8 protein-coding genes are annotated in these 24,042 nt (G+C 69.6%); all 8 read right to left on the bottom strand.

Translation table 11 applies throughout. The features are described from left to right. Positions 1-20: 20 nt before the first annotated feature. Positions 21-1,337 carry a beta-ketoacyl [acyl carrier protein] synthase domain-containing protein gene (locus IEY68_RS20975; protein ID WP_229718894.1) on the bottom strand — a complete coding sequence of 439 codons (1,317 nt, stop codon included), beginning with the start codon at positions 1,335-1,337 and terminating at the stop codon, positions 21-23. Positions 1,338-1,351: 14 nt separating this feature from the next. Further along, entirely contained in the window at positions 1,352-2,107 is a 756-nt protein-coding gene (locus tag IEY68_RS20970) for a thioesterase II family protein (protein ID WP_058857026.1), read from the bottom strand. 133 nt (positions 2,108-2,240) lie between these two features. Continuing rightward, positions 2,241-6,932, bottom strand: a complete 4,692-nt coding sequence (locus tag IEY68_RS20965; RefSeq protein WP_058857027.1) for a non-ribosomal peptide synthetase — start codon at positions 6,930-6,932, stop codon at positions 2,241-2,243. Then, a complete protein-coding gene (locus IEY68_RS20960) occupies positions 6,923-12,988 on the bottom strand; it encodes a non-ribosomal peptide synthetase (RefSeq protein WP_062999048.1) in 6,066 nt (2,021 codons plus the stop codon). The genes IEY68_RS20965 and IEY68_RS20960 overlap by 10 nt, the downstream gene beginning before the upstream one ends. Positions 12,989-12,990: 2 nt before the next feature. Further along, on the bottom strand, positions 12,991-16,419 hold the full coding sequence (locus tag IEY68_RS20955; RefSeq protein WP_058857029.1) for a non-ribosomal peptide synthetase: 3,429 nt from the start codon (positions 16,417-16,419) through the stop codon (positions 12,991-12,993). A 205-nt stretch (positions 16,420-16,624) separates the two neighbouring features. Further along, entirely contained in the window at positions 16,625-18,367 is a 1,743-nt protein-coding gene (locus IEY68_RS20950; protein ID WP_058857030.1) for a condensation domain-containing protein, read from the bottom strand. A gap of 140 nt (positions 18,368-18,507) precedes the next feature. Beyond that, positions 18,508-22,986 (bottom strand): non-ribosomal peptide synthetase, encoded by a 4,479-nt coding sequence (locus IEY68_RS20945; protein ID WP_058857031.1) that lies wholly within the window; start codon positions 22,984-22,986, stop codon positions 18,508-18,510. A 74-nt stretch (positions 22,987-23,060) separates the two neighbouring features. Beyond that, complete coding sequence (locus IEY68_RS20940) at positions 23,061-24,002, bottom strand: methionyl-tRNA formyltransferase (RefSeq protein WP_058857032.1); 942 nt, start codon at positions 24,000-24,002, stop codon at positions 23,061-23,063. Positions 24,003-24,042: the final 40 nt, after the last annotated feature.

The following is a 24,042-nucleotide window of genomic DNA, read 5'->3' as shown; positions in this document are numbered from 1 at the left end:
ACCCGTCGGGCATCCGATGGCTAGACATCGCCGTTCTCCTCACAGGCAGGCATCGCGATGATCGCGTGGGCATTGGCTCCGGCGGCTCCGAACGACGAGATGGCGCCGTAGCGGTATCCGTCCACCGGTTTCCACTCGGTGAGTTCGGCGGCCAGCCGCAGGCCGGTGCGATCCCAGTCGACGCGGGTCGTCGGCGTATCGGCGTACAGAGTGGGTGGTATCTGTCCGTGCAGACCGGACAGCAGAAGTTTGGTCAGGCCGAGCATCCCGGCAGCGGCCTGGGCGTGGCCGGTATTGGCCTTCACCGAACCGAGCAGGGCCGGCGAGCCCGCCTCGCCGTAGGTGTTCTGCAGCGCGCGGATTTCGACCGGGTCGCCGGCGCGAGTGGCGGTGCCGTGTCCCTCGATCATGCCCACCGTCGCGGGATCGATACCCGCCGTGGCGATCGTCTTGCGGATCACCCGTTCCTGGGCGTCGGTGCGGGGCACCAGAATCGGTCTGCCCGCACCGTTGTGATTGTGGTGGGAGGCCAGGATCCGGCCGTAGATCCGGTGCCCGAGTCGCCGGGCCCGCGATTCCGGTTCCAGCACCACCACTCCCGCGCCTTCACCCCACAACGTGCCGGATGCGTTGTCGGCATAGGAACGGCAGTGCCCGTCGTCGGAAAGGGCATTCAACTTGGCGAACTCGTAGAAGGCCCCGGGCGAGCCCATCACACTCACCGCACCTGCCACGGCCCAGTCACATTCTCCGGCGCGAACGGCCGCGGCCGCCAGATGAATCGCCGTCAGCGACGACGCGCACGCGGAATCGACGTTCACCGACGGCCCGATCAGCCCGAGGCTGTGCGAGACCCGGCCGGACATGCCGAACGTACTGAAGCCGATGATCCGATGGCCGGAGTACTCGTGCACCACGGACCCGCGCGGACCGTACTCCATCGGCGAGGCACCGAGGAAGACCCCGGCGTCCTCGCCCGCGAGGTCCCCGGGATTGATACCGGCGTTCTCCAGCGCGCGCCACACAGTCCGCAGCATCACCCGCTGCTGTGGATCGGCGGCGACAGCGTCGCGTTTGCCGAGACCGAAGACCGCGCGATCGAATTCGGCGGCGGTGGTCAGGAATCCGCCGGCGTCGCCGACCCGGCTCCAGCCCTCGTGGCGGTGCACCGAGAGCAGATCGTCGACATCCCAGCCGCGGTCGCGCGGGAACGAGCCGATGAGTTCCCGGGATGCCACGAGCGCGTCCCACAGCGCACGGGGTTCTTCGATCCCGCCGGGCGCCTCCACGGCCATACCGGCGATGACGACATGGTCGATATCGGATTCCTGAGCCATTGCTGATCCTCGTGTCATGCGTTCGATCCCGAGCGTGCGCTCATCGCCACCAGCCCGGCGAGGGCGGCGATATGGTCGTTGAGGTAGAAGTGGCCGCCGTCGAACACCGTGACCTCGACCTCGTCGCTGTGGCGGCGCCAGCCGTTGAGATCGGCGATGCTGACGATCGGATCGCGGTCACCGCCGATCGCGTGGATCCGGGTGGCGATCTTCACCTCGGGATCGCAGCGGTAGTCGTCGGAAGCCCGGTGGTCGGCCTTGATGGCGGGAAGCGCCATCCGCATCAGCTCACGGCTGGCGAGCACGTCGGAGCCGGTGCCCTCGAGTTTCGCCAGATGGTCGAGCAGTTCGTCGTCGTCGGTCGGCGCCGGTTTGCGATGGGCGCCGCGGCAGGGCGCGACCGCCGCGGAGATCACAGCCTGGTTCACCGGCAGGCCCGCCGCCTCGGCGAGTTGTACGAATTCGAAGGAGACCAGCGAACCCATACTGTGCCCGAAGGTGACGAACGGCAGTCCGTGGTGCGCCCCCGCGGCCCGGAACTCCGCGAAAGCACCGGCGGCGATATCGACCAGCGAGGTGAGCGCCGGTTCGTTCGCCCGGTCCTGGCGGCCGGGATACTGGAAGACGAAGACATCGAAATCCGCGCTGAAGGCCTTGGAGAGGGCCCGGTAGGCCGAGGCTCCCGACCCCGCGTGCGGAAAGATCAGCAGCGGTAGCGGCTCGGCCGCTTTCGATCTGTGGAACTTCCTGATCCACCCTGGACTCTGCATACGATCACTCCGCTCTGGTGCTGTGTCGAAACGACCGGAACATCCCGGTCCGGTGCCCGGCCGGCAGAGACGGGTCCAGCGAAATACGCGACCCTCTGCTGCGGGGCTCGATGACGAATAGGTGCACGGGTTCTCACGACTCCCGTGCGATGTGGTCCGCGGGCAGCGGTGCCAATGCGGCGAGGGCCCGGCGCCACAATTCGGCCAGCCGGTCGATCTCGGCCCCGGTGAACGGTCCTTCGCTCCACCGCCAGCGGGTCATCAGCCGCGGGCCTTCCGAGGTGGATTCGACGGTGGCGATGAGACTCAGTGGATAGCGCACGGGCAGATCGGGTTCGGTATCCACCGGCAATGCCGCCGCCAGGTCGGGATCGGTGATCATCGACCAATCGCCCTCGCCGTATCCGCCGAGGTCCAGGCGCCCGAGATAGTTGAATTCGACCTGCGGATCCGCGGCACCGGCCAGTTCCGGGACGCCCACGATCTCGCGCAACAGCCCGAAATCCAAACCCTGTTCGGGGATCTCGCGCATCCGCGCGGCCACCGACTCCAGCAGCGCGCGAGCCGCGTCCGGTTCGGTCTCGGCCCGGTCCACATCCACGGCGTACTCGTCCGCGCCGAGCCGGACCGGGTACACATTCGAGAACCAGCCGACCGTCGCGGAGGTATCGCAACCGGCCACGATATCGGGCCGCCCGTGACTCTCCATGGCGATCAGCGCCCCGGTGCGGTGATCGTGGCCGCGTTCCCGCCGCCACGACGCCAGCGTCGCGGTCAGCGCGGACAGCAGCAGATCGCGGACACCGTCCGGCCCGGTCGCGGCCTCCAGGATCCGCGCGGTGGCCGCCGCCGAGGTCGGTACCTCGGTGAACCGCAGGGACGACCAGGTATCGCTCGCGCGCGGTGCGCGCTCGCCCAGTACCGGATCGGGGGCCTGGACCTGCGCCACCCAGTAGTCGCGTTGTGCGAGTACCTCCGGTTGCCCGGCCCGCTGCCACAGCAGCTGCGACCACCGCCGGTACGAGGTGTGCTCCCCGGAGACCTTCGGAGTCCCACCCGCCACGACCTGCTCCCAGGCCTGCGCGAGATCGGCGATGAGAATGCTCCAGGACACCACGTCCACCGCCAAGTGGTGGACGGCCAGCAGCAGCAGGTCGCCACGGGGCGTGCCACGGAAACGCAGCGCGCGCACCAGTTGGGCGCCGGCCGGATCGAGTTCGTCGAGCGCCGCGCGGGCCACACCACCGATCGTCTCCGCGACCTCGGATCCGGTGCGACCGGAGTCGAGTTCGAGATCGGTCAGTACGGCAGCCGCGGCGACGGTGCCCGGCTCCCGGGTGACCAGCCTCGGACCATCCGGGGTTTCGGAAAGTACCGCCCGTAGCGTGTCGTGCCCGTCCAGCACGGCCTGCAGTACCGTCTCCAGCTCGGCACGCGCCATCCCGTCCGGGATGGTCAGCAGTACGCCCTGCGCGAGCCGCCGGTAGTGCGGTTGCGCGTACATCCACGACACGATCGGCAGCGGCGGCACCGCCCCGTAATCGGGTTCGTCCGATTCCGCCGCCACGGCCGCGCCCGCGTCGATCGCGGCCGCCAGATCGCGAATGGTCGGCGCTGTCACCACCATTCGGGGTGTCACCGCCAGACCGTGCCGCCGGGCCCGGTTCACCAGCGAGATCGCGACGATACTGTCCATTCCGAGACCGAAGAAATCGTCGTCGACACCCGGTGCACCACCGTCGAACACCTCGGCGAGTACCGCGGCGAGTGCCTGCTCGGTCGGAGTGGACGGCGCTGCCGGCACCCCTTCCCGGCGCTGCTCGCGCACGAGTTCCGCGGCACGAGCGGACAGTGCGCGGACGTCGAGTTTGCCATTCGCGTTGACCGGTAGCTCCGCCAGCACCGTGAGCCGCCCGGGAACCATATAGGCGGGCAGCACTTCGGCCAGGGCCGTGCGCAGACGTGGCGGGTCCACCGGCGCACCGGGCTCGGGCACCAGGAATCCGACCAGACCCGCGCTGTCGCCCCGGCGGTGCACGATCGCGGCGGCGGCGGCGATACCGGGCAGATCCCGCAGCGCGGTCTCCACCTCGCCGATCTCGATCCGGTAGCCGCGGATCTTCACCTGATCATCGGCACGTCCCAGATATTCGAGCCCGCCGTGCGGGCGGTGCCGCACCAGGTCACCGGTGCGGTACATCCGGTCCCCGGCGCGAACCGGATCGGCGACGAAGCGTCCGGCCGTGGCCGCGGGGCGCCCGATATAGCCGCGGGCGACCTGCGGCCCGGACAGATACAGCTCTCCCACCGCACCGACCGGAACCGGACGCAACCGCGAATCCAGTACGTAGGCTGCCATTCCGGCGGTCGGCAGGCCGATGGTGGCCGAGTCCGGATCCGGGTCGCCCGGCCGGGGCGTGGTCACATTGGCGACCACCGCCTCCACGGTCGTCTCGGTCGGCCCGTAGCAGTTGTGCACCGCGATACCGGACAGGGAGCGCAGCCGCGCCCACAGTCGCGCGTCGATGGCTTCGCCGCCGAGCGCGAGAACCGCTAGCTGTCCGTCCGGCAACCCGGTGGCCTCCAGCTGACGGAACATCGACGGTGTCGTATCGATCATGTCGATCCCGAACCGGGTCAGTCCCGCGACCAGTCCGGCGGCGTCGCGCATCGTCTCCTCGCCGAACACCTGCACGCTGTGCCCGTCGAGCAGTCCGATCATGGGCTGCCAGGAGGCGTCGAAACTCAACGACCAGGCGTGCGCGATCCGCAGCGGCCGGCCGAGTGCGCGCACCGCCGGCCGGTAGACGCGCTCCCGATGGTCGGCGAAGTAACTGACCAGCGCGCGATGGGTGTCGGCGACGCCTTTCGGTTCACCCGTGGAACCCGAGGTGAAGATGATGTAGGCGCAGTGGTCGGGATGGCGGCGCACCCGGGGCGCACCCACCGGCCGACGCTCGATACGGTCGGCGACCGCCGGATCGTCGAGGTCCAGTACCGGCGGCCCGTCCGGGTCGGGCGCGTAGCCCGCTGCCGTGAGCAGCAGCCGCGGCCGGGACTGGCGAAGAATGGATTCGATCCGTGCCGGCGGCAGGGCGGTGTCGACAGGCACATAGGCGGCGCCCGCCGCGAATACCGCCAGCACCGCCACGATCGACCGGGCACCGCGCGGTAGGCACAGCGCGACCACATCTTCCGGCCCGACACCCGCGGCTACGAGCTCCCGGGCCAGCCGGGCCGACCGGTCGTACAGCTGCTGGTAGGTCAGCCGGACGGCGGCGCCGGCGGTCCCGGTGTCGCCCGGGGCGGCATCGGCGCGCCAGAGGGCCGAGGTGGCGCCGGCGAGCGCCACGGCGTCCGGGGTGGCATCGGTGAGCGCCACAGCATCCGGTGAAGCGGCGACCTGACGTTCGAACAGCTCGAACACCGTGGCCGCCGAATCCGTTTCCGGCAGTTCCGGTACGGCGGCAAGACGTAGCAGGCCGGCGGCCTCGGCGGCGGAGCAGATCTGGATATCACCGGTAGCGGTCCCGGCATCGCCGGGCAGGCGACGCAGGACGGTGAGCATCATGGCCCCGATATCGTCCGGCCGGTACGGCAGCGCGCCCGGTACGGCCTCCACCGCGACCAGCAGTTCGTCCTCGTAGACGTGCGCGACCACCGTCAGCGGGTAGTGGGTGAGGTTCTTCGACATCACCGGTTCGAAGGAGACACCGCCCATACCGGTATCCGCGGCGAGCCCGTCCAACGGTGCGTTCTGGAACACGAACATCGTGTCGAACAGCGCGCTGTGCCCGGCGGCCAGCTGGACCGCCGACAGACTCAGGTAGCCGATCTCGCGCATTGTGCTGGATTCACGTTGCAGCCGCCGGCAACTCGCCGCCACCGGTTCGGCCGGGTCGAGCTGGAAGGCGACCGGGACGGTGTTGATGAACAGGCCGATCATCCGGTCCACGCCCGCGATCTGGTCGGGGCGTCCGGTGACCACCGTGCCGTAGACGATATCCGCGCGATCGGTGAGCCGGGACAACACCAGCGTCCAGGCGAACTGGACCGCCGTGTTCAGGGTGAGGCCGTGCTCCCGTGCCCAGTTCCGCAGGGTCCGGGTCTCTTCCACAGTCAGGCCGACCCGGGTGACCTCGGGCGGTACCGGATCGGCGGGACCGCCGAGGCTCAGCGCGGCCCCGCCCTCGGCGACCATCAGCGGTCCGCTCAGCGGCTCCAGGTACCGGACCCACTGTTGCCGCCCCAGATCCGTATCGCGCCCGGCCAGCCAGCCGATGTAATCCCGGTAGGGCCGCACCGGCGGCAACACCTCCGGCGCGGCGCCGGCCGCGTACAGCACGCGCAGTTCGGCGAAGAACAACCCGAGCGACCAGCCGTCCAGCAGGATGTGGTGCGCCGTGACGATCAGCCGGTGCCGCTCGGTACCGTCGGTGGCCGCGGGCATCGTCACCAGTGCCGCACGCAGCGCCGGGCCCTTCCGCAGATCGAACGGCCGCTGGGTTTCGGCTTCGGTGATCGCGTCGATATCGGCGTCGGTGGCGGTCAGTTCGAGCCACGGCAGTTCGACCGCGGTGGGAATGATCTGCACCGGTTTCGGCAGGTCCTCGTCCCAGAACACCGCCCGCAGATTCGGATGCCGGACCAGCAGCGCCTCGAGACTGCGGCGCAACACCGCGATATCGAGCGGGCCGGTGATATCGACCGCGAACGGAATGGAGTACACATCGTGTCCCGCCGCGGTCAGCTGCGCCAGGGTGAACAGCCCTTCCTGCAGCGGGCTCAGCGCCAGGACGTCCTCGATCTCGGCGGTCACTGCCACATCCTCCGCATCACCAGCAGTCCTTCGTCTTCGTCGGTGAGGATCGGTGCCGCCCCGATCGGGCGGTCCGGATGTTCCGCGATATCGCGGAGGGTGTTGTAGAAGGCGGTCCGCACGATCCGCGCGTCATCGGGTTCGAAGGCGTCCTCGGCGTAGAAGATGATCGCCTCGACCCGATCGCTGAGCAGTAGCGAATTCGCCGGGAAGATCATGAGCAGTAGCGCGTTGTCGGTGGCGCCGCCGGCGTCGAAGGACACCAGCTCCAGCCCCGCGTCACCGAGCAGTCCCGCCAGCTCCCGGCGGCGCGCCGGATACGACTCGAGGACGAACATGCTGTCGAAGAGCTTGCGCGCCCCGGTGGCCCGGATCGCCGAGGTCAGCGGGTACTGGTGGTACTCCATGAGTTCCACCCGCCGCGACTGCGTCTCGGTGAGCGATTCACGCCAGGTCCGGTCCCGGTGGATCGGCACGACGGCGGGCACGATATTGGCGAAACAGCCGATGGCTTCGTTCACCCCGTCGAGATCGGCCGGGCGGCCCGATACCGACTCGCCGAACACCGGAGTCCCGGTACCGGTCACGTAGCGCAGTGCGTTGGCCCAGGCCAGCTGGCACACCACGCCGAAGGTGGTCCCGAGCTCGGTTGCCAGCGCGGTGAGCCGCCGCACGAGATCGTCCTCGATCGCGAACTCGCACGCCACCGGTTGCGTCGACCCGCCGGGTGCGCGCCCAGGAGCGACCAGGCACGGTTCGATACCGTCGAGCACACTGCCCCACGCCGCCTCGGTGGCCTGTGCACCGCTGCGGACCAGCTCCAGGAAGCGGGCGAAAGTCTCCGGATCGGCGAGGGGTTCGGCCCCCGGTACCGCGAACTCGGCGAATATCTCCTGGGTCAGCAGCTGCCCGGACCACCCGTCCAGCAGCAGATGATGCATGGTCAGCACGATCATGTGGCGGGCTTCGGGCAACCGCGCCACGGTGACCCGGAACATCGGTCCCCGGCCGAGATCGAACTGTTCGGCCTGATCGGCCCGCAACAGTTCCGACAGCCGGGCCGCCGGATCCGGGCCGGCCGAGAAATCCAGTTCGCGGACCGGGATATCGACGTGCGGCGCCACGATGCCGTAGGGCGTGCCCGCATGCGATACCGCAACCGTGATACGCAGATTCGGGTAGCGGTTCAGCACCGTGTCGTAGGCGGCGGCCAGCCGCTCGATATCGAGATCACCGCGGACACCGATCAGGGTCTGCACGTTGTAGAGATCGGCGGACCCGGCACTCAGGGCGGTGAAGAACAGGCCGGACTGCATGGGCGCCAGTGGGTAGACATCCTCGTAGGCGCCGTAGCTGCCGTACCAGCGGTCCAAGTCGAGCTGGGTCACCTCGGCGGCGAGTACATCGCTGGGAGTCGGCCGCCGGCCCGGGTTCTCGCGCACCGTGTTCGCCAGCTCGCGCAGCGCGCCGAGCCACCGGTCGGCCAGTTCGCCGACCTCGGCCGCGGTCAGCGCGCCGTCGGCGTAGCGCAACGAGGCGCGCAATACCGGTTCGCCCGCGTCGACGAGTATCGCCGTATCGATATCGAGCAGCGCGTCGACCGGTCGACCGGGTTCGGAACACCCGCCCGGGAAACCGAATTCCGGTGCGATACCACCGGCTTCGGTGGTGCCGCCGACGGTGAATCGGCCCAGGTAACCGAATTTCAGCTGTGGTGCGGGCACCTCTCGGGGAACGGAACCGCGCAACAATCCGTAGCCGAGACCGGAGCCGGGGACCGCACGTAGCTGCTCTTTGACCGCCTTGACCGCGGTGACCGTATCCGGCTCGCCCGACCCGGCGGCGATATCCAATACCAGTGGATACGCACTCGCGAACGCTCCGACGGTGCCGGTCGGGTCGGCACCGGCGAACAGCTCCTCGGGCCGGCCGTGTCCTTCGACGGTGAGCGATACCGTGGCAGCATCCCGGTCGCGAGCGCGCCGGTAGCGGTGCACGGCCACGGCCAGCGCGGCGATCTGGATAGCACCGAAATCGCAACCGAAGGCCCGGGTGGCGGTGCGGGACAGGAACGCGGTGTCGTTGTGATCGAGTTCGACGGTGACCTCGGCGGCGACGATATCTGTGGCGGGATCGAGTTCCCGCGCACCCAGCAGTGGGTCCGGGCCGGCCGCCGCGGCCTGCCAGTAGGCGAGTTCACCGGCCACCGCTTCGGTCCCGGAATACCGGGCCAGGTTCGTGTTCCAGGTTCGCACCGAGGTCCCCGCGACCGCCTCCAACGGTTCACCGGCCCACCACCGGCGCAGATCGTCGTGCAGAATCCGCCACGACGCCGCGTCGGCCACCAGGCGGTGGATCACCAGCAGGAGCCGCCCGGTCGCCGTATCGGGGGTCCGCACCCATACCGCTGCCACCATGGCTCCGGCTGCCGGGTCCAGCGTTTCCGCAGCGGTGCGTGCCTGTTCGGTGAGCACATCCGCGACCCGATCCCATTGCCCGGCAGGCAGTTCGGCCTCGATGATCCGGGGGAATCCGGTGCCCTCGTCCGGGCCGGGCACGTAGTAGGAGATCCGGCCGTCGGGGCCGGTGCCGATCCGGGCCCGCAGCAGCGGATGCCGATCGACCAGGGCGCGGATCGCCGCGGTGAGTCGGTGCGCGGTGGTCGCGGCCGGGGTCACCAGTGCGGTCGCCCGGCTGCGGGTGCGATAGACCGCGGCGGGTAGCGCGGCGAGTTCCGACGCGGCAGAGCCGAGCGGAATCCAGCCCGTATCGCCGCAGTCCGGCAGCGCCGGGGCGATCGCGGTGACGACCGGCGCGGTAGCGGCCGCGATCGCGGCGATAGTGCGAGCCCCGAACAGGGCGCTGGTGGTGATCGCCAGACCCCGCTTCTTCAGCGCCGACACCAATCGGATCGCGCTGATGGAATCCCCGCCCAGGGCGAGGAAATCGTCGTCGGCGGCCAGCACCGGCGCGCCGGGGATCTCCAGCACGGACCGGATGGATTCCGCCACTGCGTGTTCGGTGTCCTCGCGCAACGCCCGGCCCCGGCCGGCCTCGCTGCCCAGGTCGGGCAGCGGCAGGGCCTTGCGGTCGAGTTTCCCGTTGGCGGTCAGCGGCAGGCGGTCCAGCCGGACCAGCGCCGCGGGAATCATGTATTCGGGCAACCGTTCGGCCAGCCGGGCCCTGAGATAAGTGACGTTCTCGGCCTCGCCCCCGGTCGCGAAAGGCGAATCCGCCTCGGGCACGTAGTAGGCGGCCAATGCCGTATCGGCGTCCTTCGCCACTGCGACGGCCGCCGCGGCCGCGATCCCGGGCACCTGCTTCAGCACCGAGCCGATCTCACCGAGCTCGATCCGGTGCCCGCGGATCTTCACCTGATCGTCGGCCCGGCCCAGGTACTCCAGGCGCCCACGGGAATTCCACCGCGCGATATCGCCGGTGCGGTACATACGCGCCCCGGCTTCGCCCGGGAACGGGCAGGCCACGAACGTTGCCGCCGACGTGCCGGGACGCCGATGGTATCCCTGTGCCAGCTGGACTCCCGCGAGGTAGAGCTCGCCGGTGACTCCGGCGGGCACCCGCCGCAGCTGCTCGTCCAGGACGAACACCGACGAATTCGCCTCCGGAATCCCGATCAGCGCGGGTCCCTGTTCCGGCGCGCCGGTGAAGTCCTCGTGGGTGATGTCCATGGCGGCTTCGGTCGGTCCGTACAGACCCAGTACTGTCCCGCCGAACACCCGGCCCGATTCCGCGACCAGCGCCGGTGGTACCGCTTCCCCGCCGAGATAGACGAACCGCATCGACCGGAATCGGTCCGGATCGGGCCCGGAGTCCAGGAGCGCGCGTACCACGCTGGGCACCAGCGAGATCTGGGTTATCCGGTGCCGGGCGATGATCTCGGTCAGCGCCTCCACGTCCGCCTGCCACCAGTCCGGCGGCGGCAGTACGGTCGCCGAACCGGTGCACAGCGCGTTGACCAGTTCGAATACCGAGACGTCGAACCCGATGGGCGCCTTCTGCAGAATCCGTTCGGCACCGAAGCCGAAATGGTCCCGCATCCACTGCACATGGTTGGCGGCGGCGCGATGGCCGACCACGACGCCCTTGGGCCGGCCGGTGGTACCGGAGGTGTAGAGCAGGTAGGCGGCATCGAGCGGATGCACCGGCCGGGCCGGTTCGGCCGACAGACCCCGCGCCCGCTCGAGTGCCCCGGCGATCTTGTCGTCTGCCAGGTCGACGACCGCGACACCCGCGGCAGCCGGGAGCGCATGATCGCCGGTGACCGAGCGCACCAGCAGCGCCGGAGCCGCATCGTCGACGAGGAACGCGATCCGGTCGGCCGGGTAGCTCGGATCGATGGGCGTGTACACCGCCCCGGCCCGCAGCACCGCGGCGAAGATCACCGGCAGCTGTTCGCTGCGTTCGGCGAATACACCGACCCGGTCACCGGGACCGACGCCGCGCTCGGCCAGGAGCCGGGCCAGCGCCGCCACCCGCGTACCGAATTCGGCGTAGGTCAGCTCGATATCACCGAAGACCACGGCCACTCGGCCGGGATGGTTCACCGTGGCGTCCCGGATCATGCCGTCGAGGGTGTCGCGCTGGATCGGTACCCGGGGCCCGGCCGACCAAGCGGCGAGTCTCTCGGCGTCGGCCTCCGACAGCGCCAGCAGCCGGTCGAGGGGTGCGGCCGCGGCCGCGTGCGCCAGGATGCGATCGAGGTATTCGTGCAACCGGTCGACGGTGGCGGCGTCGAAGAGGTCGGTGCGATAGGTGATCTGCACCTCCACCCGGTCGGGGTGCATGAACCCCTCCACCGCCAGCGGCAGCAGCGCTGCGCCGTGATCGGCCAGCCGCCAGCTCGTGGTCACCCCGGGCAGTTCGGGTCCGCCGAACTGCTGCTGCACGAACAGCACCAGCACGTCGAACAGGCGCGAGCCGATATTGCCGGTGGCCCGGTTGACGGCCCGGACGATCGCCTCCTGCGAGAAATGTTTGTGCGCGAAGGCCGCATTGGTCACCTCGCCGATATGCCGGACCAGATCCGCGAAGGTCGCGGCCGAGCCGCCGGTGAGCCGCAGCGGCAACATATTGATCAGGTTGCCGATCAGGTCCTCGGTTCCCGATTCCTCCCGATTGGCGACCGCGGTTCCGACCACCATGTCCCGGGTACCGGTGATCCGGCGCAGCGACAGATAGCAGGCGGCGAGGAACACCTGTAGTGGAGTGGCCCGCAACTGTTCGCCGAGGGTGCGCAGTGTCGTCTCGGCGGCGGCACTCAGCAGGCGGTCCGAACGCGTACCCCGCTCGGTGACGACGCTCGGCCGCCGGTCGTAGGGCAGTGCCAGTTCGGGCAGCTCGCGGTCGAAACGCCCGGCCCAGAACTCGTCCTCGGCGCTGTGGTCGGCACGCGCGTAGCGATCCTGCTCCCACTCCGCGAAATCGGCGACCTGCCGGGCCGGCGGCTCGACCCACACCTCTCCGGTCAGCGCCTGCCGATAGAACCGCTCTACATCCCGCGACAGCGCCGACAGCGACATCCCGTCCCAGGCGATGTGCTGGATGACCACGACCACGACCACCGTCTCGGTGTCCAGGCGGACGAAGGTCAGTCGCATGGACGAATCCGCGGACAGGTCGAAGGTCTCGTGCGCGGCGGCCGTCACGAGTTCGTCGACGCGCAGACATGCGGTCGCGGTGTCCTCGCCGGTCAGATCGGCGTCGGTGATCCGGAGCCCGAGGTCGGCGTGTATCCGCTGGTAGGGATCACCGGATTCGTCCACGTGATACGTGGTGCGCAGTACCTCGTGCCGCTGCGCCAACGCCGCGAACGCCTGCCGTAGCGCGGTATCGCGTACCTCGCCGCGGAAGGTCAGGACCTGGCACACGTTGTAGGCGGTACTGTCCGGGTCGATCTGCTGATGCGCCCAGACGAACCGCTGCCCGAACGACAGCGGTGCCCGCCCGGAATCGCGCCGGGCCGGGACCTCGGGCGCGGCGGCCAGCCCTTCCTCGGCCAGCCGGACCCGCATCAGTTCCGCGAGTTCATCCAATGTCGGCATGATCAGGCGACCTCCATACCCTCGGAAGCACCGACAGCGGCGACCTCCAGCAGAATGCGCGCCACCCGCGCCAGCCGCCCGGAAGTGTCCGCGGCCCGCAACACTGTGCCGATCCCACGCACGGTCCGCGCCTCCAGCACCACCGTCACTCCGAAATCGGTGACCGCGAGCAGGCTGCGGATCCTGGCGGTGAGGGTCGTCGCCAGAATCGAGTTACCACCGGCGTCGAAGAAATCGGTTTCCACACCGAGTCGCGGTAGACCCAGTACCTGGGCCGCGATATAGGCGAGGGCCGCCTCGATATCGTCGTCGGGTTCGATATAGCCGGCCGTGGATGCGGTATCGGCGTCGGCGAACAGCGAGCGGATCGCGGCGCGATCGGATTTGCCGTTCGCGGTCAGCGGCATCTCGTCCAGGAGCCGGACCGATTCGGGAATCATATGCGCGGGCAGCAGTTCCCCGAGCCATGCGGCGGGGTCGACCGGGTCGGCACCCGGTGTGGCGACCGCAGCCGCCACCAACCGGCCGGACCCGGTGACCAGTGCGACGGCCGCACGGATATCCGGAAGCGAAGCGAGCGCCGATTCCACTTCACCGAGTTCGACCCGATAGCCGCGGATCTTGACCTGGTGGTCGGCCCGGCCGAGGAATTCCACCGTGCCACCGGGCAGATAGCGAGCCAGATCTCCGGTGCGGTACCAGCGTGTTCCGTCGAGTTCGACGAACCGGTCGGCGGTGCGCCCGGGATCGCCGCGATAGCCGTCGGCCACGCTCAGCCCGCCGATCCACAACTCGCCCAGCACCTGGTCCGGGCAGTCCTCACCACGTTCGTTCACCACCCGCAGCGCCACATTCGCCAGCGGCACACCGTAGGGAACAGTGGCCCATCCGGCCGGGAACTCGTCGGTGACCTCGTAGACGGTGGAGTGAATGGCGGTTTCGGTGGTCCCGCCGAGACCGGCGAAGCGCAGTCCCGGCACGAGAGCACGCAGCCGGTGGCCCAACTCGGCCTGCACCCGGTCGCCACCGGTGATCACCAGGCGCACCGAAGCCAGCCGGTCGGCGGTGGCGGTATCGGCCAGCATCGCGACCAGACCCGGCGCGCAGTTCACCACGGTGACCGCGTGCTGCTCGATCAGCGCACTCCACGCCATCGCGTCGCGTTCGGTGGCATCGTCGACACAGACCACGGCACCCCCGAGCGCGAGCGGGGCGAAGATATCGAAAACGGACAGATCGAATTCGAGCGAGGACAGCGCGATCGTGCGATCGCCGGAATCGAGCCCGAAGTGCGCGCCGATGGCATCGATGGTGTTCGCCGCCGCGCGATGGCCTACCTCCACACCTTTCGGTTCACCGGTGGAACCGGAGGTGAACAGCACATACGCCACTCCGTCGGTATCGGTGTCACGCGGCCGCGCGAGTGGGGTTCCGGACAGCGCCCGCTCCAGCGGCAACGCGGTCACCTCGTCCGGTAGTTCGGTAGCGCCGTCCACCAGCGCGACCCGGGCGCCGCCGCGCCGCAGGATCCGCTCCCGTCGCGCCGCCGGTTGTCCGGTGCCGATCGGCAGATAGGTCGCGCCCGCCGCCAGGACACCCAGCACCGCGGGGATCTGCCGGTATCCCTTGGGCACGATCACCGCGACGGTGGCGCCGGGCCGCACACCGGCCGCGCGCAGCGCACCGGCCACCGCCAGTGCCTGTCCGGCCAGTTCGCCGTAGGTGAGTGAACCCGAACGCCAGCCGAGTGCGGTGCGGTGCGGATCGCGCTCCGCCTGTTCGAAGAACGATTCGTGCAGAGTCCGTGGGCCGAAGTCCGCGGCGGTCTCGTTGGCCGCGCCGCGGACCGCGCGCTGCTGCTCGGGGAGCGTGATCGCCAGGGGCGCCGACCAGTCGGCATCCGGCTCCGCCAGGGAGTCCAGGATGGACCGGAACTGGTCGAACATCGCCGCCGCGACGCCCTCGGGCAACGCGTCGCGCCGGATGTCCCAGTTCACCAGTAGTCCGCCGCCCACCTCCGCGACCTGCGCGTCCAGATCGACCTGCGGCCCCTGCGACAGGATCCACACCGGTTCCCCGAAGATCCGGGTGACCCGGTCGGAGAACAGCTCCCCGAGGTCGAGCCCCGAGGTGAAGACCACCGACGGGGTCACCGGGGCACCGCGCAGCCGGCCGAGATCACGCAGGACGTCCAGACCCTCGTATCGCGCGTGGGCGGCACAGGTGTGCAGAGCGCGCTGAAGCCGTTCGGCCCGGGCCGTCATCGATTCGGGCCGGGTGGCGTCGACATCCACCAGCACCGAATTGGTGAAATCACCTACCACGGAGTCGATCTCGTCGTGCAGCGGTTCACGCGCGAACAGCGGGATATTGAGCAGGAAGCGCTGCCGCACCGACCAGCGTGCGATCACCTCGGCGAAAACGGTCGCCAGCGCGACCGCCGGGGTGACCCCGTTGCCGTAGGCATGGCGCTGCAACCGTGCCCTGGTGTCGGCGTCGAACCAGTGGTGCAACCGGATACTGCGGGTCGGATCGGCGCGCTCGGTCTCCGGGACCACCGGTAGCGCCGGAATATCCGGCATATCACCCAGCCGCTCGGCCCACCACTCCCGATCGGCAGTGTTGTCCGCGGCGGTGCGTTCCTTGTCGGCGAGATAATCGCGGAAGGTGTAGCCGATGGGTTCGAGGCTGCCGGTATCGGTTTCGTAGAGACGCGCCAGATCGTCGAGGATCCGCCGATAGCTCTGCGCGTCCGCGGCGAGCATATCCACATCCAGGTGCAGCCGATGCCGCCCGCCGGGCAGCAGGCTCAAGGTGATATCAACCACCCGGCCCTGTTCGACGTCCATCCGCTGATGACTCTTGTCCTGGCGCAACCGCTCCAGTTCCGCATCCGGATCGGCAGATCCGGTCAGGTCGACCGTTCCGAAGAGCTGTGGCGGCGCCGGCAGTACCCGCTGGGTGCCGCTGTCGAGAAATTGCGCACGCAGCTGGTCGTGGCGGGCGACGAGGCGGGCCACCGCACGTTCCAGCCGGTCCGCGCGCACCCCGTGACCGTCGAATTCGACATACAGATGCGCGGCGACCCCACCGAGCCGCTGATCCCCCCGCCTGCCCATCCAGTACGCGTGCTGCATGGTCGCCAGGCCGAATTCACCGCCCGGTTCCACGGATTCGGCGGCGGCCTGCCTCGCGACCGGCGCGGCGGGTTCGGCCGCCGCCAGCAGGCGGGTCCACGCAGCGATGGTCGGCTCCAGCGCCAGCTCCGAGCTCCGGACCTCGCGCCCCTGTTTGCGCCAGGTCGCGGACAGTTTCATGAGCTGCATCGAATGCATGCCCAGGCCGACGAGATCGTCTTCGTAGCCCACCGACTCGGGCGGTACGCCGATGGCTGCCGCCACCACGTCGCGTACCTCGGATTTGTCGAGCATCCCACTCCTCAACCGCAAGAACCTACCGAGAATATAGGCAAGCCTTGCCTAACAATAGCGGAAGTGCCCAGCACTGGGGAACCTCCGGATCGTCAACCGGCGATCGGCCAGGAATGCCGATCCACCTGCGGCGAATCAGAAATCGAGCCGATCCGGACCTACCGCCCGGCCACCGTCGAGGCGACCGGGAAATGTCCGCGGGCGCTCAGCGAGCGCCGAACTTCTTTCCCAGCGCACTCAATGTCGCGGCGTCCAGCCCCGAGGCACCCATCGGGGAAACCGCGGGCGCCCGGTCGGCCGCCGCACCGGCATCCGTATGCGTCTCGTCCCGCTCGAGTAGCCGGGCCAGATCGTGCAGGGCCGGATGACCGAAAACGGTCTGGACGTCGAGGGTGTACCCCTGCTCGGCCAGATCGGTGACCATTCGCAGTGCGGCGATACTGTCCCCACCGAGCGAGAAGAAGGTGTCCTCGCGGCCCACCTCGTCGTCCTCGTCCAGGTCGAGCACGGTGCGGATCGCCGCGGCGATCACTCGTTCGGCGTCCGACCGCGGCGGACCACCCAGCCCGGAGGTCATGAACACGAATCCCTCGGCCGCCGCGGCGAACAGCGCGGGCGCCGCGTCGTCGATTCCGATCGGAGTGCCGGGATCGGCGGCCCACGCGGCGGCGCGCTGCGCGAAACCGGCGGCGAACGCATCGATCTCGGGGCGGCCCGCCAGCTGGGGCGGGAAGACGATATGCACCGCGGTGGAACCGGCGGCCGGGACGATATCGAAGACGATGTCCACGCCGTAGGGGCGCGCCACCTGCCGCCCGATCTCCCGGACGGCCAGCCCGTGGCCCTCGAGCGCGAGCGGTCCGTCGGAACGGATCTGGACCTGGGCCTGGAACAGCCCGCCCGCGGCCGGGACGGCATGTCCGCGCAGCAGATGAGTCAGTCGTTCGATACGCGGACCGGCAAACTCCCGTGCCGTCACGACGGCCGCGGCCGCCCGGTCGATCGAAGCACGCGCGGTCCCGTCGGCGGCGTCCAGCCGAATCGCCAGGTAGTTGGTGAAATTGCCGATCACCTGCGCGGTTTCCGCGGTCCGCGCGGGGTCGGCGAGTCCGATCACGATATCGTCGCCGAGCCCGGCGCCGCGCAGGGCGGCGGCAGCCAGGGCTAGTATCGGCGCGCTCTCCGCACCGGGGACCGCCGGCGACCCGATGATCTCCGTGGGCAGTTCCACCGTGCGGTGCGCGAGACCGCCGCCGGCGCCCACGGTGATCACAGGCGTCCGCTCGGGAATGTCCGACAGCCGGTCGGTCCAGTAGGCGAGGGCCGGATCGTCGGCCGCGGTCGCGGCGAGATTGCGCAGCTGGGCGGCGGCGTGCTCGCGGTACTGCCCCGGGTCGGGCGCGGATTCGCCGGTGTAGCGGGCGAACAGACCGGTGACGATCAGATCCAGAGCACGGTTGTCCGCCGCGACCGGGTGCACGGCGACGGTGAGAACATCGCGTCCGGGCTGCCGGTACAGCCGCAGCCGCACCGGTATCCGCCGTACCGGATCGAACCGGTGCCCGGCGTCTCCGGCGAGCGCCGCGACCAGTGCGGCCTCATCGGCCACTTCCCGTGCGATCTCCAGCACCGATTCCGGTACGGGCAACGGCTTCTGGTACGGCATCCGGCGATCGTCGGGGAAAACGCTGCGCAGAATCTCGTGCTCGGCGAGCAGCGCGACGGCCGCGCGATCCAGGACGGCGGGATCCAGCCCGCCGGTGATCTCGACCGCGAGGAACAGATTCGGTACCGGGGATCCACCCTGACCCGCCGGACCGCGCAATCGTTCCGGTAGCAGCGCCGCCTGTTGCGACAGCGACAGCGGCACCGCGCGGCTCGCCCCGGTCCGCTCGGGCGGTACGGCGATGTCCTGCGTATCCGGCTGCTGCACGAGCGAATCTGGCATTGCGATCCTCAGCTCACTGATCGAATCCCCGAGGAGGCACGGACAGCTGCGTCGGCGCCTCGCCGAGATAAGTTAGCCTATCCTAAACGATGCCGGAAGCGTTGTGCAGACTTAGCTCCATAATCCGGAACACATCAAGGTCAGACCGGTGCGGGACCATCGTCGGCCGCCCACCACAGACCGGCGTCGACCGGAACCGCCTCCGACGCCGGTACATCCGGGGCATCGACGAACGCGGCCAACAGCCGCTCGAGCTGCTGCGCGAGCAGCTCGACCGCGGCCGGGCCGGATGCCCCGGCGGCGGCGTGCACGGCCACCCGCAGCGCACCGGCGGCCGTGGACCCGAACGCGAAGACCAGCCGGTGCACCGGATCGGCACCGGTCTCCAGCACCTGGACCGCGACCTCGTCCCCGAGCCAGGCCTGCGCGGGCCACGGATACTCGCTGAAATCGACCACCGCCCGGCAGAGCTCGTACGCCGACCGCCCCGGGCGTACCGCGGTCGCGATCGCGTCGATCACCATATCCCGGCTGCCGTAGATACCGAGCGCGGTCGCCCGGGCCCGGTCCAGCACCGTACGCAGGGTCGGATCACCCGACAGATCGTGGCGCAGCACCACGCCCGCCGACAGCGGACCGACCACCTCGGCGACCATATTGTCGGCCCGGCCGGACAGCGGCGCGCCCAGGGCGATATCGGTACCCGCGCCGAGCGCGTGCAACAGCGCCGCCACCACGGCTTGATAGAGCATGTATTCGGAGGCACCCACCGTTTCGGCGTGGGCCCGCAACCGGCGGCGCAGCCCGACGGGCACCTCGAATTCCGCCGACCGGATCTCGGCCACCGCGCCCCGATCCGGCACCGCGACTTCCGGCAGTCCGGCGAGCGTGGCCCGCCACTGCTCCAGCTGGGGCCCCGCCGATTCGACGACGGCAAGCTGCCACAGCACGTAGTCGGCGTAGTCGACCGCCGGCCCCGCCCACCGCGGTGCCGCACCCGCCCCGGCCCGGCTGCGATAGGCGGTGGCGAGATCGGTGAGCAGGATCCGCAGCGACCGATCGTCGGCCACCAGCCGATCGGCGGTGAGCAGCAGCGCGTACCGGTCCGCACCGAGCACGAAGAGCCGGGTTTGTACGAGGGGGCCCGACGCCCGATCCGATTCGACCGGCGCGGACAGCGCAGCCGCCAGGCCGGCCTCGTCCATTTCGGTGCACAGTAGTTCGGCGGCCGATTCCGGCAGCACCACCTGATACCGCGCGGCCCCGTCGCCGGCGAAGACGGTGCGCAGGATCTCGTACCGCGCGTAGACATCACCGAAAGCGGCGGTCAGCGCGGCGCGGTCGAGGGGACCGTCCAGCCGAGCCGCCAGCCGGACCACACCGGGCCCGGGGACCGCACGCTGGTTGTAGGACAGCGGAATACGTTCGGGCCGGGGCCGGCGATCCAGTTCCGGCCGCCCCGAACGTAGGACCGGGGTCGCCTCGATCACGGCCGCCAGCCCCGCCACGGTCGGCTCGTCGAACAGCGCCCGGACATCGACGGTGACGCCGAATTCCTCCCGGATCAGCAGTACCAGCCGATTCGCCAGCAGCGAATGGCCGCCGAGTTCGAAGAACGAATCGTGCGCGCCCACACCCTCACACCCGAAGATCTCCCCGAACAGCGCGGCCAGCCGCGTCTCGGTGGGTGTGCCCGGCGGTCGGACCCGCGCGGTGCCGAAACGCTGCGGCGCGGGCAGGGCCCGTTTGTCGAGCTTGCCGTGCTCGGTCAGCGGGATCTCGTCGATCACCGCCCAGGCCGTGGGCAGCATGTAGTCCGGAAGCGATCTCGCCGCGTACCCCCGGACCTCGGCCACATCCAGCTCACCCGCGGCGGGAACGAGATAGGCGGCCAGGGCCGTACCGGTCGCCGGATCCTGGAACGCCACCACCGCGCACGCGCCGACGCCCGGATGCGCGGACAATGCCGCCTGCACCTCACCCGATTCGATCCGATACCCCCGCACCTTCACCTGTTCGTCGGCGCGCCCGACGAATTCGATCTCACCGGCACTGTTGCGCCGCGCCAGATCTCCGGTCCGGTACAACCGCTGCCCGGGCAGGAAAGGATCGGCCACGAACCGCTCGGCGGTGAGCCCGCACCGATGCAGATAGCCGCGGGCCAACTGCGCGCCACCGAGGTAGATCTCCCCGATCACCCCGTCGGGCACCAATTGCAGCCGGTCGTCGAACAGGTACACGTACACATTGCGGTTGGGCACGCCCACCGGGACGATCCTGGTGCCCTGCGGCCCCCGGACCGTGAGGTGGGTGGCCGAGACCACGCCCTCGGTCGGGCCGTAGTGGTTGCGCAGTTCGGCATCGAAGACCCCGGCGAACCGATCGGCCACCTCGCCGAGCAGTGCCTCGCCACCGACCGGGACCCGGCGTAGCGCCCGCCATTCGGTCACCTCCGGCAGCATGAGAAAGGTGCTCAGCAACGAGGGCACCATATGCAGCACCGTCACCCCGTGCCGGGTGATCAGATCGGAGACGTAGGGGATATCGCGCAGCGCCTCGGGTTTCGGTACCACCAGGCACGCGCCGAGGCTCAAGGTCACGAAGATATCCAGCAGGGAAGCGTCGAAACTCACCGACGAGGACTGCAAGAGCCGGTCGTCCGCGGTCATATCCCATTCGGCGCCGAACCCGAGCAGGTGATCGGCGATCGCCGCGTGCGAGACCCCGACGCCCTTCGGGGTTCCGGTGGAACCCGATGTGTAGATGACGTAGGCCAGATTGTCCGGACGCAGCGGCCGCAGTCGTTCGGCGTCGCCGAGATCGTGGTCCGGCAGACCGGCGGCGCTCGCCTCGGCGGTCGCCAGCTCCACCCGGCCGAGCACCAGCCGCGGCCGCGCGTCGGCGTCCAGGAAATCGATGCGCTGTTCGGGATAGGAGGGGTCGATGGGGAGGTAGGCGGCGCCCGCCTTGAGCACAGCGAGGACCGCCACCACGAATTCGACCGAGTTCGCGATACGCAGGGCGACGAGGTCCTCGGTACCGATCCCCTGTCCGGCTAGCCAGCGGGCCAGCCGGTTGGCGCGGATGTTCAGTGCCGCGTAGCTCAGCTCGAGGTCGGGATCCCCGCCGGTCCCCGGTGCCACCACGGCGGTGGCACTGTCCTCACGCGCGACCCGATCCTCGACCAGCGAGACCAGCGTCGAGGGGGCCGCGGCCACCAGTTCGCCGTGTGACCGCGCCAGCAACCGGGCCCGGTCCTGCTCACCGAAGAGGTCGAGATCACCGAGCCGAACCCCCGGATCGTCCACCGCGCTGCCGAGCAGCTGGACGTAGTGGCCGAGCAGCTGTTGGACCAGCGGCCCGTCCAGCTGGGCGGGCCGGTGATCGGCTTCCAGCCGCGGCTGCCGCTCATCGAGTACCACCGTGACCCGCAGCGGGACCGGCACGACCGGCGAGCCGAACGTCTCCACCGTGGTGGTCACACCGTCCAACTCCGGGACGGCGATCGGCGGGCGTACCCCGAAACCGATCCGTGCCATCTGTTCCAGTCCGTCCCGGGCCCCGGTGCGGTCGGGATTGACCGCGTGCACCACCCGATCGATACCGATATCCCGATGGGCCAGCCCGCCGGTCACCGTCTGCCCGAGATCGCCGAGGAACTCCGCGAAGGTGGCCGCCGGTCGCGGTGTGGCCCGGATGAGCAAGGTGTTGCCGAAGTATCCGATCGTCGCGGATTCGCGGGGGCCGCGCAGCCCGGCCGGTACGGCCACCAGGAAATCGTCGGTGGCCGTATAGCGATGGATCAGCGCCGCGAAGGCGGCGAGCAGCACCGCCGAATCGTCCACCTCGTACGCCGTGGCGATACCGCGCACCCGCCCGAGCAGGTCCGGCGGCAGCGGCACCGAGATATGCGCGGCGGTATCCGGACCCGCCGCTCGCGCGACGGGCCTGCCCGGTAGTTCCAGCGCGTCGGGTAGCGGTCGCAGCACCCGGCGCCAGTACTCCATACCCACGCTGTCCTCGCCGGCCGGGTCCGCGTCGGACCGGACCGGCGGCGGTGGAAGTGGTGTGCCGTTGTATCTCGCGGTCAACTCGCCGGCGAACACCGACGCCGATTCGTCGTCCCAGGCGATCGTATGCGCCACCAGCAGGAGCAGATGATCCTGCGGACCCCGGCGGATCAGCGTGATGCGCAGTGGCGCCTCGGCGGTCGGATCGAACGGCCGGGCCAGAGCCCGCCGGGTCAGCACCTCGACGCGCCGGCGCGCGGGATCCTCGGACAGCGCGGACAGGTCGTGTTCCTGCCATTGGAACGGTAGATCCGTGCGCACCACCTGGTACGGCTCGCCATCCGAGTCCAGCCCGTAGGTGGTGCGCAGCACGTCCTGCCGCTCGACGATCGACTCCACTGCCGCGCAGAGCTGTTCGGTGTCCAGCGGTCCGCGCATCCGGTAGGCCACCGGAATGTTCAGCGTGCTGTCATCGGGGTCACGGGTCTGCAGGAACCAGGCGCGGCGCTGTCCGGGCGACAGCGGCCGCCGCGGCGCCGTCTGCGGTCCGGGCGACACGGGGTCGGCGCGGCGGGCCTCGTGATTCGCGTCGTTGGCGATGATCGACATGATTCCCTTCGGCCCTTGAACTGGTTCGCTTCGATGCGACTTCCGGCCGGCGCGAGCGCGCCGGCCGGAGTGGGTCATTCCGGTGTGCCGGTCAGATATCCGCCGCGCCGGAAGAATTCGGCGCCGGAGTGCTCGGTTCCGTCCGCGGTGCGGATCCGGGTGATCAGCAGGCCGTGGTTGGCACCACGATGGGCATCGGGCCCCGATACCACGACACCGCCGTCCTCCTGCACGATGACCCGGCCCGGGGTACCGCCGTAGCGGGCCGCGGAAACAGCGGCCTCCAGCACCTCGATCCGCTCGCCCCGGTAGTGGCTGAAGGCCCGCGGGTACGGCGCCGACAGGGCCCGGACGAATCGTTCCAGATCAGTCGCGGACCAGTTCCAGTCGATACGGCTGTCCCGGTCGGAGCGTTTGTGGAAGTAGGTGCGGGCGGCCTTGTCCTGCGGCCGCCACTGCGCGGTGCCGGAGGCGAGCGCCTCGAGTGCCTCGTGGACCGCGCCGGGGATGAGTTCCATTCCCGCGAGCACCAATTCGGTCCCGGTGGCCCGCGGTTCGATCGGCAGCGAATGCTGCACGAGGATATCGCCGGTGTCGAGTTGTTCGTCCATCCGGTGCACCGTCAGGCCGAACTCGGCGGCGCCGCTGATCAGCGCCCACAGCACCGGTGAGAATCCGGTGAACTTCGGCAGCAGCGAATCGTGCAGGTTGAGGGTGCCGTGGGTGGGCATGTTGTACAGCTCCGACGGCATCCAGGTGTACCAGCTGTTCACCACGATTACGTCGGGCTCCGCGCTTTTGACCAGGTCGATGGTCTCGGCGTCGGCCCGTTCGGTCAGGTGTACGGGGATTCCGTGTTCGCGGGCGAGCTCTTCCACCGAATCCGACCAGATCCCCTTGTAGGAGTCTTCACTGGCGGGGTGGGTGACCGCGAGCACGACCTCGTGCTCGGAGTCGATCAGCGCCTGCAGAGTCTTTCGCCCCCAGGTCTGGAACCCGAACGAGACGATACGCATGAACCAACCTCATCCTCATATAGCCGATAAAAGTAAGGCA

The sequence above is a fragment of the Nocardia jinanensis genome (assembly GCF_014645735.1).
Classification (GTDB): domain Bacteria; phylum Actinomycetota; class Actinomycetes; order Mycobacteriales; family Mycobacteriaceae; genus Nocardia; species Nocardia jinanensis.
This window is presented reverse-complemented; position numbering and strand designations above follow the sequence as displayed.

What these genes read in the sequence shown, in the direction of transcription:
- IEY68_RS20975 (WP_229718894.1), bottom strand. Translation starts at nt 1,337, where the DNA reads ATGGCTCAGGAATCCGATATCGACCATGTCGTCATCGCCGGTATGGCC.
- IEY68_RS20970 (WP_058857026.1), bottom strand. Translation starts at nt 2,107, where the DNA reads ATGCAGAGTCCAGGGTGGATCAGGAAGTTCCACAGATCGAAAGCGGCC.
- IEY68_RS20960 (WP_062999048.1), bottom strand. Translation starts at nt 12,988, where the DNA reads ATGCCGACATTGGATGAACTCGCGGAACTGATGCGGGTCCGGCTGGCC.
- IEY68_RS20955 (WP_058857029.1), bottom strand. Translation starts at nt 16,419, where the DNA reads ATGCTCGACAAATCCGAGGTACGCGACGTGGTGGCGGCAGCCATCGGC.
- IEY68_RS20950 (WP_058857030.1), bottom strand. Translation starts at nt 18,367, where the DNA reads ATGCCAGATTCGCTCGTGCAGCAGCCGGATACGCAGGACATCGCCGTA.
- IEY68_RS20945 (WP_058857031.1), bottom strand. Translation starts at nt 22,986, where the DNA reads ATGTCGATCATCGCCAACGACGCGAATCACGAGGCCCGCCGCGCCGAC.
- IEY68_RS20940 (WP_058857032.1), bottom strand. Translation starts at nt 24,002, where the DNA reads ATGCGTATCGTCTCGTTCGGGTTCCAGACCTGGGGGCGAAAGACTCTG.